The sequence below is a fragment of the Chryseobacterium camelliae genome, assembly GCF_002770595.1.
GTDB classification, from domain to species: Bacteria; Bacteroidota; Bacteroidia; order Flavobacteriales; family Weeksellaceae; genus Chryseobacterium; species Chryseobacterium camelliae.
In genome coordinates this window covers 2,870,201-2,886,887 of the sequence record NZ_CP022986.1, presented here as the reverse complement: position 1 = coordinate 2,886,887, position 16,687 = coordinate 2,870,201, and the positions used below count along the sequence as shown (strand labels likewise).

General features: G+C 43.5%; 13 protein-coding genes. 9 read left to right on the top strand and 4 right to left on the bottom strand.

What is annotated here, in order from left to right:
* Window positions 1-51: 51 nt before the first annotated feature.
* On the top strand, window positions 52-789 hold the full coding sequence (locus tag CGB83_RS13375) for a hypothetical protein (RefSeq protein WP_157761422.1): 738 nt from the start codon (window positions 52-54) through the stop codon (window positions 787-789).
* Between the two features lie 20 nt (window positions 790-809).
* Here the strand turns inward: CGB83_RS13375 and CGB83_RS13370 are convergent, their stop codons facing one another.
* Both CGB83_RS13370 and CGB83_RS13365 read right to left on the bottom strand, forming a co-directional pair.
* The gene (locus tag CGB83_RS13370; protein WP_100076241.1) at window positions 810-1,856 is read right to left on the bottom strand and encodes a PA0069 family radical SAM protein; all 1,047 of its coding nucleotides are present in this window, start codon (window positions 1,854-1,856) and stop codon (window positions 810-812) included.
* Between the two features lie 126 nt (window positions 1,857-1,982).
* Window positions 1,983-2,177, bottom strand: coding sequence for a hypothetical protein (locus CGB83_RS13365; RefSeq protein WP_100076240.1), 195 nt, complete (start codon window positions 2,175-2,177; stop codon window positions 1,983-1,985).
* A 208-nt stretch (window positions 2,178-2,385) separates the two neighbouring features.
* On the opposite strand from CGB83_RS13365, the gene CGB83_RS13360 reads away from it, so the two are divergent.
* Window positions 2,386-2,688: a hypothetical protein gene (locus CGB83_RS13360; RefSeq protein ID WP_228419927.1), complete on the top strand. Its 303-nt coding sequence runs from the start codon at window positions 2,386-2,388 to the stop codon at window positions 2,686-2,688.
* 46 nt (window positions 2,689-2,734) lie between these two features.
* Here the strand turns inward: CGB83_RS13360 and CGB83_RS13355 are convergent, their stop codons facing one another.
* Window positions 2,735-5,305: an AsmA family protein gene (locus CGB83_RS13355; protein ID WP_100076238.1), complete on the bottom strand. Its 2,571-nt coding sequence runs from the start codon at window positions 5,303-5,305 to the stop codon at window positions 2,735-2,737.
* Between the two features lie 23 nt (window positions 5,306-5,328).
* The gene (locus CGB83_RS13350) at window positions 5,329-6,126 is read right to left on the bottom strand and encodes a DUF2797 domain-containing protein (protein WP_100077593.1); all 798 of its coding nucleotides are present in this window, start codon (window positions 6,124-6,126) and stop codon (window positions 5,329-5,331) included.
* Between the two features lie 87 nt (window positions 6,127-6,213).
* Here CGB83_RS13350 and CGB83_RS13345 point away from each other — a divergent pair, with 87 nt between their 5' ends.
* The 7 genes from CGB83_RS13345 to CGB83_RS13320 all read left to right on the top strand — a co-directional run bounded on the left by CGB83_RS13345 (window position 6,214) and on the right by CGB83_RS13320 (window position 16,664).
* Window positions 6,214-7,236, top strand: a complete 1,023-nt coding sequence (locus CGB83_RS13345; protein WP_100076237.1) for a GDP-mannose 4,6-dehydratase — start codon at window positions 6,214-6,216, stop codon at window positions 7,234-7,236.
* A gap of 138 nt (window positions 7,237-7,374) precedes the next feature.
* Window positions 7,375-7,596, top strand: a complete 222-nt coding sequence (locus CGB83_RS13340; protein ID WP_002662059.1) for a DUF2795 domain-containing protein — start codon at window positions 7,375-7,377, stop codon at window positions 7,594-7,596.
* A gap of 119 nt (window positions 7,597-7,715) precedes the next feature.
* Complete coding sequence (gene secA / locus CGB83_RS13335) at window positions 7,716-10,790, top strand: preprotein translocase subunit SecA (RefSeq protein ID WP_100076236.1); 3,075 nt, start codon at window positions 7,716-7,718, stop codon at window positions 10,788-10,790.
* A 146-nt stretch (window positions 10,791-10,936) separates the two neighbouring features.
* Window positions 10,937-12,070, top strand: coding sequence for a PepSY-associated TM helix domain-containing protein (locus CGB83_RS13330; RefSeq protein ID WP_100076235.1), 1,134 nt, complete (start codon window positions 10,937-10,939; stop codon window positions 12,068-12,070).
* Window positions 12,067-12,243, top strand: coding sequence for a hypothetical protein (locus tag CGB83_RS20330; RefSeq protein WP_172954705.1), 177 nt, complete (start codon window positions 12,067-12,069; stop codon window positions 12,241-12,243). The genes CGB83_RS13330 and CGB83_RS20330 overlap by 4 nt, the downstream gene beginning before the upstream one ends.
* The gene (locus CGB83_RS13325; protein ID WP_100076234.1) at window positions 12,240-14,414 is read left to right on the top strand and encodes a TonB-dependent siderophore receptor; all 2,175 of its coding nucleotides are present in this window, start codon (window positions 12,240-12,242) and stop codon (window positions 14,412-14,414) included. Before CGB83_RS20330 ends, CGB83_RS13325 begins: the two co-directional genes overlap by 4 nt.
* Before the next feature lie 24 nt (window positions 14,415-14,438).
* Entirely contained in the window at window positions 14,439-16,664 is a 2,226-nt protein-coding gene (locus CGB83_RS13320) for a TonB-dependent siderophore receptor (protein ID WP_100076233.1), read from the top strand.
* Window positions 16,665-16,687 lie beyond the last annotated feature (23 nt).

The window sequence follows — 16,687 nt, the reverse complement described above, 5'->3', positions numbered from 1 at the left end:
ATCAAACAGACTTCCTGCATGATATGCAGGAAGTCTTTAATCAAACAGAATATGAAAGTACTTTTAAATACTCTTCTATTATCTTTGCTCCTTTTCACCGGAAATTTTTATGCTCAATCCAGCTATTCCTTAGGACTTACCGTTGGTTCGGGAGCCAATGTGTATAGAAATTCACAGTCAACCGATAAAAGCCATTTTAAACCTAATACACCTTTATCACTCTATCTCGGGGCAAGGCTTTCTAAAAACCTGGATGAAGAAAACAAACTATTTGCAGATCTGCTCTATACAAGGAAAAAGATAGAATATCAGTATAATATCAATGAAACGGAAATTCCGTTTACGAACAAAGAAACGGTTGGCCAGAAATACGACTGCATTTCATTATACGTAGGATACAGAAGATTATTTCCTGTGAATACAGGTTCAGTCTATATTGAAGCCAGTGTCGGTGCAGATTATAACAATAATGTCATGAGCTATAATGAAGGGAACGGAGAAGCTCAGGAAGGCATAAAAGAAACAATTTACTTTGAGAATTTTTACAATACCAACCTGGGGGAAAAAAGCTATACCATAAGCACTAATATTGGATTTGGTCTGAATTTTGGCCCGAGGAGCCAATATGACCTTGGATTATCCATCAATATTCCTGTCCAGAAAATCCAGTCTAAAGAATCCCATTATCAATACACCTGGAACTACAGCGGTAAAAGCTATGTGCATCAGTTAAATTATCTGGGTACTATTTATTATCCAAGTTTACGATTTACCTATTACTTTTTCTAGGAAGCTAAGCAGGACAAACATCAATCAAACAGCCTAAGCTGCTGATCTTTCGCACCGGTAAACCCGCCCGTGGAAAGCTTGGGAAATTCCTTTCCGTCGAAAAACTTTTTCCGTCCTATTTTGAATGTATTGTGGATCATCTCTGCAATATTGCCCTCCCCTTTCTGCCGGTCAAAATATTTTTTTTCACCCAATTTACCTCCCCGCATGGAACGGATGAGATTCAGGACCTTCCGGGCACGGTCCGGAAAGGCAGATTCAATCCATTTAACGAAGACCGGTTCCACCGAGTCATTCAGCCTCACCAGCGTGTATCCGAAATTTTGGGCACCCGCTTCCGAAATGGCTTTCAGGATGCTCAAAGGCTCGTCACTGTTCAGCCCGGGAATAATCGGGGCAACCATAACATTCACCGGAATATGGTTTTCAGCCAGTAGGGATATTGCCTTCAGTTTATTAGCCGCAGAACTTGTGCGGGGTTCCATCGTTCTTCGAAGTTCTTCATTAATTGTGGGAATGCTTAAAGAAACCGAAACCAGGTTCTGTTCTGCCATCGGCTTTAAGATATCGATATCCCGTAAAACAAGGGCATTTTTTGTAAGTATATGTACCGGATGGCGATAGTCCAGGCATACTTTGAGCAGTTTTCTGGTGATTTCAAACTGCCGTTCCGCAGGCTGGTAGCAGTCTGTATTCCCGGACATCAGAATGGGAGTCGGCTGATACCCTCTCTTTCTGAAAAGCTGTTCAAGCAGCTCAGGGGCATTTTTCTTCACCATGATTTTTCTTTCAAAATCCACTCCGGCGCTGTACCCCCAATATTCATGGGTAGGCCTGGCAAAACAATACGAACAGCCATGTTCGCAACCCTGATACGGATTCATGGAATATTCCATCGGCAGGTCATCACTTTTGACCTTATTAACGATGGTCTTCGGAAATACTTCGGTGAAAGAAGTCTTGATCACGTCCAGATCTTCTTCCTCAGGGTCAAAGGTATAGCGGTCGAAACGATTGACTACATTCCGCTGCGCTCCCTGTCCTTTAATAATGTCCCTGTGCTCCATGATGATGTAAAGTTAAAACGTATCCGGTATTCTCATCGTATTTTCACCCTTAAAGTTTTCCACAAAAAAACCGGCACTTGAAAGCACCGGCCTGTTCGTTTAACATACGATATATTAATACTACTTCTATTTCAATGCGTAAAATTCAATGCCATGGTCATCATCTTCTGATGGATCATTGCTAAAGTGCCTGTGATAATCTGAATAATAATCACTGTACTTTTTATCTTTTTTATATAAAATTTTTTTTATGCCTATGATACTTAATACGGCTAAAAGTCCAACTCCCCCTGCCAGTAATACGCCTACCTCTTTTTTCATATGAATCTGATTTTACATACCTATTACAAAAAGTATACCTATCCGAAGCTCTGAAATTCTAAATTTTGTTAATATTGCGCTATTGATACGATAAATATCATTCTTCGGATCCCGCTTTAAACTGTTACCAATGGTTCAATTATTGTAGTAACCATGAAAATTATTGATTATGTATAGTTCTGAAGAAATGACAACCTTAAGTCAGGTAATGACAAAGATATCCCAGAGAGGAATTAAGAGAGAGTTCAGGATGAATGAAGAGGGTATCATGACCCTTGAAAACTCCGGAAGAAGCTATCAGCCGGCAGATTTATGTATCCTTAGAACCTACCGTTTTGAAGGTGACAGTAATCCGGCAGATAATGTAGCATTGTATGTGGTTAAGGATACGGAAGGAAACCTGGGCATGATTATCGATTCTTACGGGGCAGACAGCAATTATCCCGGTGATGAGTTCGATAAATTCTTAAGGGAAATCCCAATTAAGGAAGACGAAGAATTCACCCTGTAAATATGAACCCGGCACTTAAAAAGTACCGGGTTATTTTATGTCTTTTTTATTTCGCAGCTTTTTCCGGGCCGGGCTTTTTCCCGGTAGCTTGCTTTACTTTCTTATCCACATTTTTAGCAGGCTGGGTCGTCACACTCACCGGCTCTTCTTTTCCGCCGGCAATCCCGATCAGTGTCCTCTTCAGGCCCTGCTCAATTCCTTTCCAGAAAAGATTAAAAAATGACTTGGTAGGGTCCCGTTCTACATCTTCTATGGTTACATCCTGCGGAAGCTTTTCTGAGTCGGATTTAACAAAAAGATTTGCAATGGCCGTAAGCAGCCCTTTTTTCTGCCTGCTGTCTTTATTCAGGATCGTCACCTTAACGTCCTTGTGTTTAAGATTGAAAGCACCACCGAGCCCTGTTGGATCTCCTTTGAAGTTAAACAGCATTTCCTGGATGGTTCCTGTAGCGGTTACATGCAGGTAAGGTCTGATGAAAGGGTTGATCCCTGCGGCAGGGAGATTAACGGTTTTTCCTGAAATAGTAAACCGGTCTTTCTGATCAGCCACATCAAAACTCCAGTTGACCGATAAAGGGGCCAGGTTCATGAAAGAACAGCCTATTTTAATGTCGACACGTGTAGGCTTTCCCTGCATCCTGGCAGAATTCAGGTTTTTAACATTCATATTAAAACTGCCAAAGGTCAGCTTTCCGGGGCCTTCACTTTCAGGTGTATCTTCTTCGTAAACGAGTCTTGAATTTTTAAGATCAAGATTCTTTACATACAGGGGAATTTTAATGGTCCTGAGCATCCTGGAATACAATGCTTTTTCCTTGGGATCATCTTTCGGGATCTTACTCCTGAAAATATTGGCATCTGCTGAACTGACCGTTACATGGGAGGCATTGATAAACTTTTTCCCGGAAAAGAAATCCCAGCTTCCGTCAGCCGTGATCTGCCGTACACTGATATCGTATAAATCACTTTCCACGGGTATCATCCGGATGAACTGCGCTCTCGAAACTACCGGTTTCATCGCAAACTGGCTGATGCTGATCTTATTCTGACTGAACTCAGATGCACTGGCAGTCATGTGGTAAAACCGGGTCCGGTAAGAAAATGTTCCGGCAGTGATCCGGTAATCTTTCATGCTTACGGCCATCCCCGGATTTCCGGATAACCGGTCCAGCTGAAGCCCGTTTACGGATGCATTCAGATTGGTAACGGCCAGAGGCTGATTATTTTTTTCATAACCAATATCAGAATCCCTGATCAGGATTTTCCTGACCAGGACCGGAAAATGAATCCCGCCGTCCCCTGATTTTTTGTTTGGAGTAGTTTCAGCTGTCCGTATGCCTCCCTTAGCATTATCTACCAGAATTTCCTTGATATCAAGGCTTAGCTTGCGCTCAATAAATTCCCACTTGTTCAGGGTAAAAGCAAGGCGGTCAACCAAGAGGTTCGATGGTTCTTTACCTGTAGCCGGATCAGCTACAGAAACATTCCTCAGTTCTCCGCTTTTCGGGTTCAGCGCAAGACTGCCCACTGTAAAATCTTTAGGACCGGAATACACGATATCCCTTCCTGAAACCGTAAAGTTTTTATAACCTACGGGAATGACCTCTTTTGATGTTTCTTTGTCAAGGGTCAGCTGGTTGATGTTCACATTCAGGGTGCCGGCAGACACCAGACGGCTGCCATCGGGCTTTGTGATCTTTATTCTGGCATTGACAAGTTTTACAGCATTGAGGCTGATTTCGAAACCAAATGGCTTATCGGACTTCTGAGGCTGCGCATCGGTCGTATACATTAAAAGTTCCGGGCTTTGGAAAACAGCATTGGCCAGTGATATTTTATTTTTCCTGAGCAGCACATCCTTAAATTCCACTTTAGGAATAGTGCATTGGTAGAGTTTTGTCTGACGGGGATAAAATCTTTTGAACTGGGGGAAAGTCAGAAGCGGGATCAGCCTCAACCCTTCCAGCGTCATTAATCCTTCCGAAGTGCTTATGGTATTTATCTTCAGGACATACTTATTATCCGGCCTGAAAAACAGGTTTTTGCCCCGGATCCTGTATTGGTCAAATACAAGAGGAAGCTGATTTTCTACCGACTTTTCAGTCATCCGGAGATTATTCACAGCTAAATCAAGATCCTTCACTGCCAGGTATTTCTGCCGGGTATGCTTAAAAATGGTAATATCTCCCTGATTGATCCTGATATTTTCAAAAACGACAGGGTTGCTTTTTTTTCCGGTTTTCCGGCTGACCGGTTTCGCAAGGATGACATTAAGCCGCGGGTGGGCAAGAAGGAGGTCTGATGAGCTGATCTGCTTGTTGAAAACCGCATCATAGATTCCGAAACGGCTGATCTTTAGTGTATCGATAGTCCCCTGAAGGCCTATAACGTCGGTATTCAGGGGATTTTTATTATTGATGGAAATTCCGGCGGAAAATATATTCCCGGTCAGCAGGTCCACATCCAGTTTCTTATAGGAAACTTTGTAATCGGTATTTTTGCTGATGTATCCGGGAAGGCTTCTTTTAAGCCATATGTTCAGTCCGAAATTACCCATAAGAATAATCAGAAACAGAATTCCTAAAACAACAAGCAGCTTTTTACCCCATTTCTTCATAATTATTATCGGTATTAATACAATCAGTCTTTAATAGTGAGCTCCACCCTGTAGCCTTCGTGGCCCCTGATATTGATGAAGTCACCACCTTCGAAACTGAGGTACTGCCCTTTGATTCCGGTAAGCCGTCCTGTATATTCAGGTTTTTTGTCCAGCGTGAATGAGGTTACCTTTTCAGGTTTTTCAAAAGGATAATCTATCATCCATACCTCTTCCCCTTCACTGTAAAATTTCTGGAAATCATCCGGAAAATACTGCCTGATCTTCTGCTGGAAATCGGCCAGGTCCACTTCCCCTTCGAAATCATCCTGGAGCATTTTTTTCCAGCTCGTTTTGTCCGGCACATGCTGTTTTAAAGCCACTTCTATCATTCCGGCTTCATAGCGGTTCTCAGTTCGCGCTATGGGAAGAGCAAATGTTGCGCCCTGATCGATCCATCGCGTAGGAATTTGCGTATTTCTCGTTACCCCAACCTTCACTTCTCCCGTATAGGCCAGGTAAACGGTATGAGGCTGAAGCTGTATTTCTTTTTCAATATCCAGGTCACGCTCGGCAATACCCAGGTGGGCTTTTGAAAGCTCGGGACGGATAATGGTATCACTGGCATACGGACTTTCGAAGAAGCAGTTTTTGCAGAATCCCATCCTGTATACCGGCTTGTCCTCGCCGCAGTGCACACACTCATATCCAGTGTGCTTTATGGTCAGTTCTTTTCCGAACAGCTCGTTCATGTGGATCAGATCCCCGGAAAGGTTAAGGTAATATTGCACAGGCCGGTCGTTGTAGGTGGCCATTTTTAAAATTTGTCCCTGAAACTGCATCATATATGTACTCCTTTTGGAAGTAAAAGTAATCATTTATATTTTCAAAAGTAAATTTTATACTTTTGTGTGATAAAAAAATCACGGATGGTTTATCTTGTTACCGGAGGAAGCGGGTTTATTGGTTCTCACTTGACAGAGCAGTTATTGAAAAACGGACATTCTGTCATTAACATTGACAGCTTTGATGATTTTTACGACTATAGGGTTAAAATTAACAATACGCTTGAATCGGTTGGCCAGAATCCGGCTTTTGAATATAAGAATAAGGAGGAAGACATCCGGAACCTCATTTCAGCCACAGAATCAGACCGGTATGTATTATACCACCAGGATATCAGGGATAAATCCGGCCTGGAAAACATCTTCAGAAAACACCGCATTGACCTTGTCATCCATTTGGCAGCGCTAGCAGGAGTACGCCCCTCTATTGAAAGACCGCTGGAATATGAAGAAGTAAACATCCGCGGTACCATGAATCTCTGGGAATTGTGCAGAGCATTCGATATTACAAAATTTCTCTGCGCCTCATCGTCAAGCGTTTACGGAAACAATGAAAAGATTCCTTTTTCGGAAACCGATCCTGTAGACCATCCCATTTCACCGTATGCTGCCACCAAAAAATGCGGGGAAGTTCTGGGGCACGTCTATCATCAGCTGTACGGCATGGACATGATCCAGCTGAGGTTTTTTACGGTTTACGGCCCCCGTCAAAGGCCCGATCTGGCCATTCACAAGTTTACCCGGCTGATTTCCGAAGATCAGGAAATCCCGTTTTACGGTGACGGTACCACGGCAAGGGACTATACCTATATTGATGACATTATTGACGGGATTGTAAAGTCTGTCAGATATTTGGAAAACCATTCCGGGGTATATGAAGTCCTGAACCTTGGTGAAAGCCAGGTGATTTCGCTGTCTGAAATGCTGTCTGCCATTGAGGACAGGCTGGGGAAAAAGGCACGGAAAAAGATGCTTCCCATGCAGCCCGGAGATGTGCAGAAAACCAATGCCGACATCAGCAAAGCAAAAGCCTTAATCGGCTACAAACCAGACACCGACTTCCAAAATGGCATAAAAAAATTTGTGGAATGGTTTTTGAGAAAATGACACCAAATGACCTGCACATCATGCTTTGTCATGGTATGCGTTCAACAATAATAAAAATTAACAAAAAGAATTGAAAATCAGTTATAAAAAATCTTATTATATAACCTATTTTTATACTTTTGCAAAAATTAAAAAATTATGTACTGGACATTAGAATTAGCCTCATATTTAAGTGACGCACCGTGGCCGATGACGAAAGCGGAGCTTATTGATTATGCGATCAGAACAGGTGCCCCTATGGAAGTGGTAGAAAATCTTCAGGCCATTGAAGATGAAGGAGAGATTTATGAGTCTATTGAAGAGGTATGGAGTGATTATCCTACCGATGAGGACTTCCTTTGGAACGAAGACGAATATTAAGCATTGAACAGGCTTTAGGCATCCTGCCTGGAGCTTTGCCATTTCATACATCAATTTACACGATAGGCGTGTTGTTAAAACGCTTAAAGCATATCACTTTAGGCATAAAGTAAAAATTTATGAGTTTTTTAAACAAAGTTCTTAAAGGGTTTTTGGGAGACAAGAAAGCGCAGGACCTAAAAGAAGTAAAAAAAGTTGTAACAAAAATCAAAGCTGCAGAACCCGGCATCCAGGAATTATCTGATGACGGATTGAGACAAAAAACTGCTGAATTTAAGGAGATGATACAGTCTGCAAGCAGTAAAGTCACAGCACAGATAGAACAAATTAAAGAGCAGATTAAAAATTCGACCAATGTTGATGAAAAGGAAGCTCTGTTTTCCAGAATCGAGGTCCTGAAAAAAGAATCTTACGAACTTGAGGAGAAAGTCCTTGGACAGATCCTTCCTGAAGCCTTTGCGCTGATCAAGGAAACTGCCCGGAGATGGGCCCAGAACGGAGAAATCCGTGTAACGGCTACCGACTGGGACAGACAACTGGCCGGTGCAGGAAAAGACTTTGTAGAAATCCAGGGTGATACAGCCATCTGGAAAAACTCATGGGATGCTGCAGGAACTGCCGTAGTGTGGGATATGGTACATTACGACGTACAGTTCATCGGCGGGGTCATCCTTCACAGCGGTAAAATTGCCGAGATGGCAACCGGTGAGGGTAAAACCTTAGTGGGAACACTGCCTATCTATTTAAATTCACTTCCGGGAAGAGGGGTACATGTGGTAACCGTTAACGACTATCTTGCGAGAAGGGACTCGGCCTGGATGGGCCCGTTGTACCAGTTCCACGGACTGTCGATCGACTGTATCGACAACCACCAGCCTAACTCTGACGGAAGAAGAAAAGCGTATAACTCAGATATTACCTACGGAACGAATAATGAATTCGGTTTCGATTACCTGAGAGACAATATGGTGACCTCACCTTCAGAGCTGGTACAGAGAGATCTTAATTTCGCCATTGTGGATGAGGTGGACTCCGTGCTGGTAGATGATGCCAGGACGCCGCTGATTATTTCCGGGCCGGTACCTCAGGGTGACCGTCAGGAATTCGATGTGCTGAAACCGTCCATCGACCGCATCGTTGAGGTACAGAAAAAAACCGTTTCTGCAATTTTCAACGAGGCGAAAAAACTGATCGCAGCCGGGAACACCAAAGAAGGAGGATTCAAGCTTCTTCAGGCCTACAGAGGGCTTCCTAAAAACAGACAGCTGATTAAATTCCTGTCTGAGAGCGGGAACCGTGCATTGCTTCAGAAAGTGGAAGCACAATACATGCAGGACAATAACCGGGATATGCCGATTGTAGATAAAGACCTTTACTTCGTGATCGAAGAAAAGAACAATCAGGTAGACCTCACCGATAAGGGGGTGGAATATATGTCCCAGGGGAATTCGGATCCGAACTTCTTCGTCCTTCCTGATATCGGCACTGAAATCGCTGAAGTAGAAGCGAGAAACCTGTCTAAAGAAGAGGAATTTGAAGCAAAGGAAAAACTGTTTTCAGAATTTGCGGAGAAGTCCGAAAGGGTTCATACTATGAGCCAGCTGCTTAAAGCCTATACCCTGTTTGAAAAAGATGACGAGTATGTGGTGATTGACGGCGAGGTAAAGATCGTAGATGAGCAGACGGGACGTATCATGGAAGGAAGACGGTATTCAGACGGTCTTCACCAGGCGATCGAGGCTAAGGAAAACGTAAAAATCGAAGCAGCAACCCAGACTTTTGCCACCGTTACCCTGCAGAACTATTTCCGTATGTACAACAAGCTTGCGGGGATGACCGGTACGGCTGAAACGGAAGCCGGCGAACTTTGGGAAATCTATAAACTGGATGTCGTGGTGATCCCGACCAACCGTCCGATCCAGAGAAATGACAAGCAGGACCTGGTTTTCAAAACCAACCGTGAAAAATACAATGCTGTCATTGAAGAAATTGAAAAGCTTACCGAAGCCAGGAGACCGGTGCTGGTAGGAACTACATCCGTAGAAATTTCCCAGTTACTGTCTAAAGCGCTTCAGCTGAGAAAAATCCCGCACCAGGTACTGAACGCGAAACTTCACAAGAAGGAAGCGGAAATCGTTGCCGGAGCAGGACAGCCGGGTGTGGTAACCATTGCCACCAACATGGCAGGACGTGGTACGGATATCAAACTGTCCAAAGAAGTAAAAGAAGCAGGTGGTCTTGCCATCATCGGTACGGAGCGACATGATTCCAGACGTGTGGACAGACAGTTGAGAGGTAGGGCCGGCCGTCAGGGAGACCCGGGAAGCTCTCAGTTCTATGTATCCCTTGAAGATAACCTGATGCGTTTATTCGGCTCCGAGCGTATTGCCAAGATGATGGACAGGATGGGTCACAAGGAAGGCGAAGTTATTCAGCATTCCATGATTACCAAGTCTATTGAGAGAGCCCAGAAAAAAGTAGAGGAAAACAACTTCGGGATCAGGAAAAGGCTGCTTGAATATGATGACGTAATGAACAAGCAGCGTGACGTGATCTATAAGAGAAGAAAGAATGCATTATTCGGGGATCACCTGAAGTATGACATTACCAATATGATCTTTGACGTGGCCAACTCCATCGTAGCCAAAGGAAAAGCATCCGGAAACTATAAGGATTTCGAATTTGAGATCATCAAGAACTTCACAATGGAATCTCCGGTTTCAGAAAATGATTTCGGCAACAAAAATGTCAAAGACCTGACTGAAATCGTATTTAAGGCTGCCCAGGAAGATTACCAGATGAAGCTTAACCTTCTGAAAGAAAAATCATTCCCGATTATTGAGAATGTATACCAGAACCAGGGAGCCATGTTTAAAATGATCCAGGTTCCATTTACAGACGGCCATAAGACGCTTACCATCGTAACCGATCTCAAAGAGGCGTATGAAACACATTGCGACAGCCTGATCAATGATTTTGAAAAGAATATTACCTTATCGATCATTGATGAAAACTGGAAGCTTCACCTGCGTGAAATGGATGACCTGAGAAGATCATCACAGGGAGCCGTTTACGAGCAGAAAGATCCGTTGGTCATCTACAAACAGGAATCTTTCCACCTGTTCAGTGATATGATCGACAAGATGAACAAAGAGATCATTTCATTCTTATACAAAGGAGAAATCCCGGCATAAGAAATTATTTTAACAATATAAAACCGCTCCAGCAAAGGCTAGAGCGGTTTTTTGTTATCCACAGGATAACATCCTATGACAAATATCAAGTATTTTATTTATTTAGAACAGTTAAAAATAATATATTTGCAAAAAATTGTTGGTTCATGAAACTGAAAGCGGCTAAGCGCTGGTTTAATTGGCATAAATGGACAAGCCTCATCTGTACCGTTTTTCTGCTGTACCTCTGTATCACAGGGTTGCCGTTGATTTTCCATGAAGAAATTGAACATCTCCTGGAGGAAAATAAAGAAGCAGTAATAAAAAACCATGCGAAATTGAGCCTGGATACCCTCGCCCATATGGCGGAATCTAAATATCCCGGCGAGAAAGCAAGGTATGTTTTCTGGGACGAAAATGAAAAGAACAAAGTCATTTTCGATATTGTAGACAGGCCGGATGCACCGTATGAAAAAAGTAAATACCTGGTGCTGAACGAATATACCGGAGAAATTCTGGGAGCTCCAAGGACAGATGGAATCATGCATATTATTCTTAAACTGCATACGGATATGTTCCTCGGCATTCCGGGAAAGCTTTTCCTAGGCATTATGGGCATTCTGTTTATGATTTCCATTGTTTCAGGAATCGTACTCTACGGCCCTATCATGAAGAAGTATGATTTCGGTATGGTCCGCAAGAATAAGTCTAAAAGGCTCAAATGGCTGGATACCCATAACCTTCTGGGAATTGCCATTACCGCATGGATACTTGTGGTAGGATTTACAGGAGTTATCAATACCCTCTCTGATGTTATCGTCGGATTGTGGCAACAGGGCCAGCTGGCAGAAATGACGGCTCCGTACAAAAATCAGAAACCTATTACCGGAAAGCTCAGTTCTCTGGATAATGCCAAAAGATCTGCTGAGAAAGCCATCAAGGATATGAATGTAGCCGTGATTGCATTTCCGGGTACGGATTTCACCAGCAAACATCACTATGCGGTGTTCATGCGGGGAAATACGGAGCTAACCTCCAAACTACTGAAGCCGGTCCTTATAGATGCTACAACGGGTACTGTAACTGATTCCAGGGATATGCCATGGTATGTCAATGCCTTATTCATCTCAGAGCCATTGCATTTCGGGAATTACGGCGGGATAGGCCTTAAAATTATCTGGGTGGTATTCGACGTATTTACCATTCTGGTGCTTATTACAGGGCTGTATTTATGGATTGCCAGAAGAAAAGCTGAAAAACAGCAGTTACAGATCCTGATTCCTAAAAACACCAAGGCATGAAAAATACATTTCTCAAACTCTGGGGCATGCACATCCTTCTGGCTCTCTTATCCGTTTTCGGACTGGTTGCGGCATTGAACGGTGACGGGATCTGGGATCTGCTCGGATGGCTGTCGCTCTCCGTCCCTTTACTTTTGATTATTAAACATTATTATAAAAATACTATACGATGAAAAAGATGGTACTGAGTGTGGCAATGCTGTCAGGTGTTGTTGTTGCAGCACAGGTTAAAGATACTGTGAAAGCAAATGATATAGAGGAAGTGATTGTTGATGCCTACATCAAAAAAGATACGGAATATACCAATAAAATGCCCCTGAAGGCCATTGAAAACCCTCAGGTCTATTCTTCCATTGATAAAACGGTACTGGAAAACCAGCTTATTTTTACCGCAGATGACGCATTGCGCAATGTGCCCGGAGTACAGCGCATGTGGAGCGCCACCAACAGAGCCGGTGATGGCGGTGCTTATTACAGCATGAGAGGGTTTGTCTCTAACAATTCTTTGCGCAACGGACTGGTAGCACCGGTGACTACTTCTATGGATGCCATTAACCTCGAAAAGATTGAAGTGCTTAAAGGCCCTTCCGCCACTCTTTTCGGAAGTACCGTAACTTCGTACGGAGGACTCGTCAACAGGGTGACTAAAAAACCGTATGAACATTTCGGAGGAAATGTTTCACTGATCGGCGGAAGCTATAACTATTACCGTGCGCAGGCTGATCTCAACGCTCCGCTTACCAATGATAAAAAACTGCTTTTCAGGGTGAATACCGCATATACCAATCAGGGTACGTTTCAAAAGACGGATGCTAAAAATTCCTATTTTGCCTTTACCCCGTCATTAACATACAAACTTAATGATCAATTAAGTTTCAATCTGGAATATGAAATGTTTGAAACCAGGGCGACTCCTGAACAGTCTTTCTTTTACCTTTCAAAAGCCACTACCGGATTTGACAATATGAAAGACCTTGAAAAAGCCGGCCTGGACTATAAGCAATCCTATACCGGAGATGATCTCTATACAACAGCGAAAGTGAGGAATCTCTTCGGCCAGATCAATTATCAGATCAACAAAAATATCCGTTCAACCACTGCTGTAAGTTCAGCATACAGTTATTCAGACGGATTCAATCCTTATTTTTCTGTCATGATGAATCCTGCAACCGCAGCACTGAATGTCGTAAGAGCTGACCAGTCCACTGTAGACAGTAAGAAAAAATTCTTCCAGGTACAGCAGAACTTCAACCTGGACTATTCCTTTGGTGAAATGAGAAACAGGACCGTTGCCGGATTTGACTTCATGCAGACCCGCGACCGCCAGATGTTCATCTTCCCGGCATCCGGAAGCTTTGATATCGTGCCATTATCAGGTGGTGATTATTCAAATATGAACGGGCAGACGCTTGGAAACCTTTATCTGTCCGGAAATGTCAGTGATTACGCAATCAAAGGAGACCTTAATACCTACAGCGGTTATATTTCCAATGTGTTCACTCCGTTATCCGGACTGAATATTATGGCTTCTGTTCGGTATGAAAGCAATGATTTCAAAGGCGGAAAAAGCGGTACGCTGGATACCGATCCATACAAACAATCAGCATGGTCTCCGAAGTTCGGGATCGTATATGAAATTGTGAAGGACAGGTTCTCCGTCTTCGGGAACTACCAGAACAGCTTCAGGAGCAATGGGTATTACATGACTGATGCGGCAGGAAATACGGCATTGTCAACCCCGGAAAGAGCGAACCAGTTTGAAGGAGGATTAAAGACCAACCTGATCAACGGAAGGATCAATGCCACGGTAAGCTACTATAATATCGATGTAAAGAATACTTTATTAACACTCGGTTATGCAGGAGCAAGAGCCATACAGACCCAGGCAGGAGCAATGACGAGTAAGGGAGTGGAGCTAGAGGTGAATGCATACCTTGTCAAAGGCTTCTCCGTAATCGGGGGAATCAGCTATAACGATTCCAAATTTACCGAAATGGACAGTGCCCAGCAAAACAGGATAGGTTTAAGGCCGAATACTGCAGGGTCGCCATGGCTCGCCAACTTCAACGCCAGTTACCAGTTCCTGGAAGGCAACCTAAAAGGTTTAGGATTCGGCATCGGAGGAAATTATGCCAGCGGTAACAAAATTTTAAATGAGCCGGGATCAACTTTTACCCTGCCTAAATATTTCGTGCTGAACGCGAATGCTTTTTACGATGCTAAGAAATTCAGGATCGGAGTAAAAGTAGACAACTTTACCAATCAGCACTACTGGATAGGATACACCACCGCCAACCCGCAAACACTGATCAATGCATTAGGAAGCATTACCTATAAATTTTAGATACACTACTAAAGGACTACCTGAATGAGAAAACTTACAATGGCCGCTGCAATTCTTGCAACGACACTGGCATGGGCCCAACACAATGACACCATTAAATCGAATGACATCGAAGAAGTTGTTGTAAGCGGCAAATACTACAAAAAATACGTTGAAAAAGAAGGTTCTTCCTCCATGCGACTGGATGAGGAACTGATTAAAATCCCACAGAATATTTCCATCATTACCAACCGGGCACTGGAAGACCAGCAGGTCACCACCATGAGTGACGGCGTGCTGAGAAATGTAGCCGGAGCACAAAGGCTGGAACACTGGGGAGACATGTATACCAGGGTCAATATGAGAGGTTCCAGGGCAGCTGCTTTCATGAACGGAGTCAACGTTACATCCAACTGGGGACCGTTAAGCGAAGATATGTCCTTTGTAGACCATATTGAATTCATCAAAGGACCATCGGGATTCCTGATGTCTAACGGCGAGCCGAGCGGGATTTACAATATCGTTACCAAAAAGCCTACCGGACAGTCATTGAACGGTTCCGCGAGGGTAACCCTGGGAAGCTTCAATATGTACCGCGGAGAAACCGACATTGATACCAAAATCACCGATAAGGTGGCATTCAGGCTCAACCTGATGGCGCAAAACAGGAACAGCTTCAGGGATTATGAATTCAATGACCGGTATATCATCAATCCTTCCCTGAAGGTCAACCTTACCGATAAAACTACGTTAACAGCAGAATACATCTATCAGAAAGCCAAAATGTCTGAAGTAGGTTCAGCCTATGTTTTCAGCTTTGACGGCTACGCTACAAGACCGGTTTCGTATACGGCGACCGATCCGAGTATCGAACCGACTAAAGTGGACAACAATACGGTGAACATTAATTTACAGCATAAATTTAATGAGAACTGGAAACTGACGTCCCAGTTGACTTATGTGAATGAATACACAATGGGAAGCAACCTTTGGCCAAGCAGATTTGAAGGGAATTACATGATCCGTCGCCTGGGCTATTGGGAAGCAGATAATACGATGAAATTCGGGCAGATTTTCCTGAACGGGTATGCTAAAACAGGTCTGGTTTCCCATAAAATCTTAGCCGGACTGGATTTAGGAAGCAAAAAATACATGGCAGACTGGTCTCAGGGATATAATCTGGACATGTTCAATGCTAACGGAGATTACAGAGCTCCTACAGCAACAGATCCCGGAAATACAATTCCTGATTACAGATACTGGTATAACCTGAATACCAACAATTACGATATCAATACGGGAGCGTATTACGGCTACAATAACACTCAGGCCTTTCTTCCTTTTGACGGAACAACCAAGACGCTTACAGAAAGAGCCGGCACAGGCAGCATGCTGAATCAGAACTACACCGGTTTATATTTGCAGGATGAACTCGGTTTTCTTGAAGACCGGTTAAGGTTAACCCTTGCTGCAAGGTATACTACGGTAAAAGAAAGCAACTATGGAACTAAGATGGAAGCGGATAAGATCACACCACGTGTGGGGATTAGCTATTCCATCGATCAAAACCTGTCCGTTTACGGCTTATATGACCAGTCATTCGTACCGCAGGCCGCTATTTTCAGGGACGGCAGTACGGTAAAACCGATTACAGGGAACAATATGGAAGTCGGTGTGAAAAAAGACTGGTTCGGAGGTAAATGGAATACAACATTATCCCTGTATAACATCATCAAAAATAATGCAACGACCAATGACCCGACCAATACAGGGAATGAACAATTCTCCATCCTGCTTGGAAAAACCAGGGTACAGGGTGTGGAATTCGATCTGAAAGGGGAAATTGTAAAGGGGTTCAATGCTATTTTTAATTATGCCTTCACGGAAAACAAAGTTACCGAATCCAACGATCCAGTAAGCAATCCTGTAGGGATGAGGGTTCCCGGATATGCCAAGCACACCGCCAACGGATGGCTGAACTATACGTTTACCAACGGAGCCCTGGAAGGTTTCGGGCTTTCTTTCGGAGGGACTTACCTTGGCGACAGAAGCACCTGGAACTGGGCCAACAGCGGCACACAGCAGAATATGGGCGACTATGTAAAATTTGATGCCGGACTTTCCTGGGAAGATACCCGGTTCAGGGTAGGCTTGAATGTGTTCAATGTATTTAACCGGTACCTGTATTCAGGTTCGCCTTATGGGAATTACTATTACTACCAGGCAGAGGCACCAAGAAATTTCAGGTTATCCGTAGGATATAAATTCTAACCCAAAACCATCACAGAGCCAGC

Excerpts from the sequence above, each read along its gene's own strand:
- CGB83_RS13350 (WP_100077593.1), bottom strand. The coding sequence starts at position 6,126 with ATGCAGTTTCAGGGACAAATTTTAAAAATGGCCACCTACAACGACCGG.
- CGB83_RS13370 (WP_100076241.1), bottom strand. The coding sequence starts at position 1,856 with ATGGAGCACAGGGACATTATTAAAGGACAGGGAGCGCAGCGGAATGTA.
- CGB83_RS13330 (WP_100076235.1), top strand. The coding sequence starts at position 10,937 with ATGAAACTGAAAGCGGCTAAGCGCTGGTTTAATTGGCATAAATGGACA.
- CGB83_RS13320 (WP_100076233.1), top strand. The coding sequence starts at position 14,439 with ATGAGAAAACTTACAATGGCCGCTGCAATTCTTGCAACGACACTGGCA.
- CGB83_RS13340 (WP_002662059.1), top strand. The coding sequence starts at position 7,375 with ATGTACTGGACATTAGAATTAGCCTCATATTTAAGTGACGCACCGTGG.
- CGB83_RS13375 (WP_157761422.1), top strand. The coding sequence starts at position 52 with ATGAAAGTACTTTTAAATACTCTTCTATTATCTTTGCTCCTTTTCACC.
- secA (WP_100076236.1), top strand. The coding sequence starts at position 7,716 with ATGAGTTTTTTAAACAAAGTTCTTAAAGGGTTTTTGGGAGACAAGAAA.
- CGB83_RS13365 (WP_100076240.1), bottom strand. The coding sequence starts at position 2,177 with ATGAAAAAAGAGGTAGGCGTATTACTGGCAGGGGGAGTTGGACTTTTA.
- CGB83_RS13355 (WP_100076238.1), bottom strand. The coding sequence starts at position 5,305 with ATGAAGAAATGGGGTAAAAAGCTGCTTGTTGTTTTAGGAATTCTGTTT.
- CGB83_RS13345 (WP_100076237.1), top strand. The coding sequence starts at position 6,214 with ATGGTTTATCTTGTTACCGGAGGAAGCGGGTTTATTGGTTCTCACTTG.
- CGB83_RS13325 (WP_100076234.1), top strand. The coding sequence starts at position 12,240 with ATGAAAAAGATGGTACTGAGTGTGGCAATGCTGTCAGGTGTTGTTGTT.
- CGB83_RS13360 (WP_228419927.1), top strand. The coding sequence starts at position 2,386 with ATGACAAAGATATCCCAGAGAGGAATTAAGAGAGAGTTCAGGATGAAT.
- CGB83_RS20330 (WP_172954705.1), top strand. The coding sequence starts at position 12,067 with ATGAAAAATACATTTCTCAAACTCTGGGGCATGCACATCCTTCTGGCT.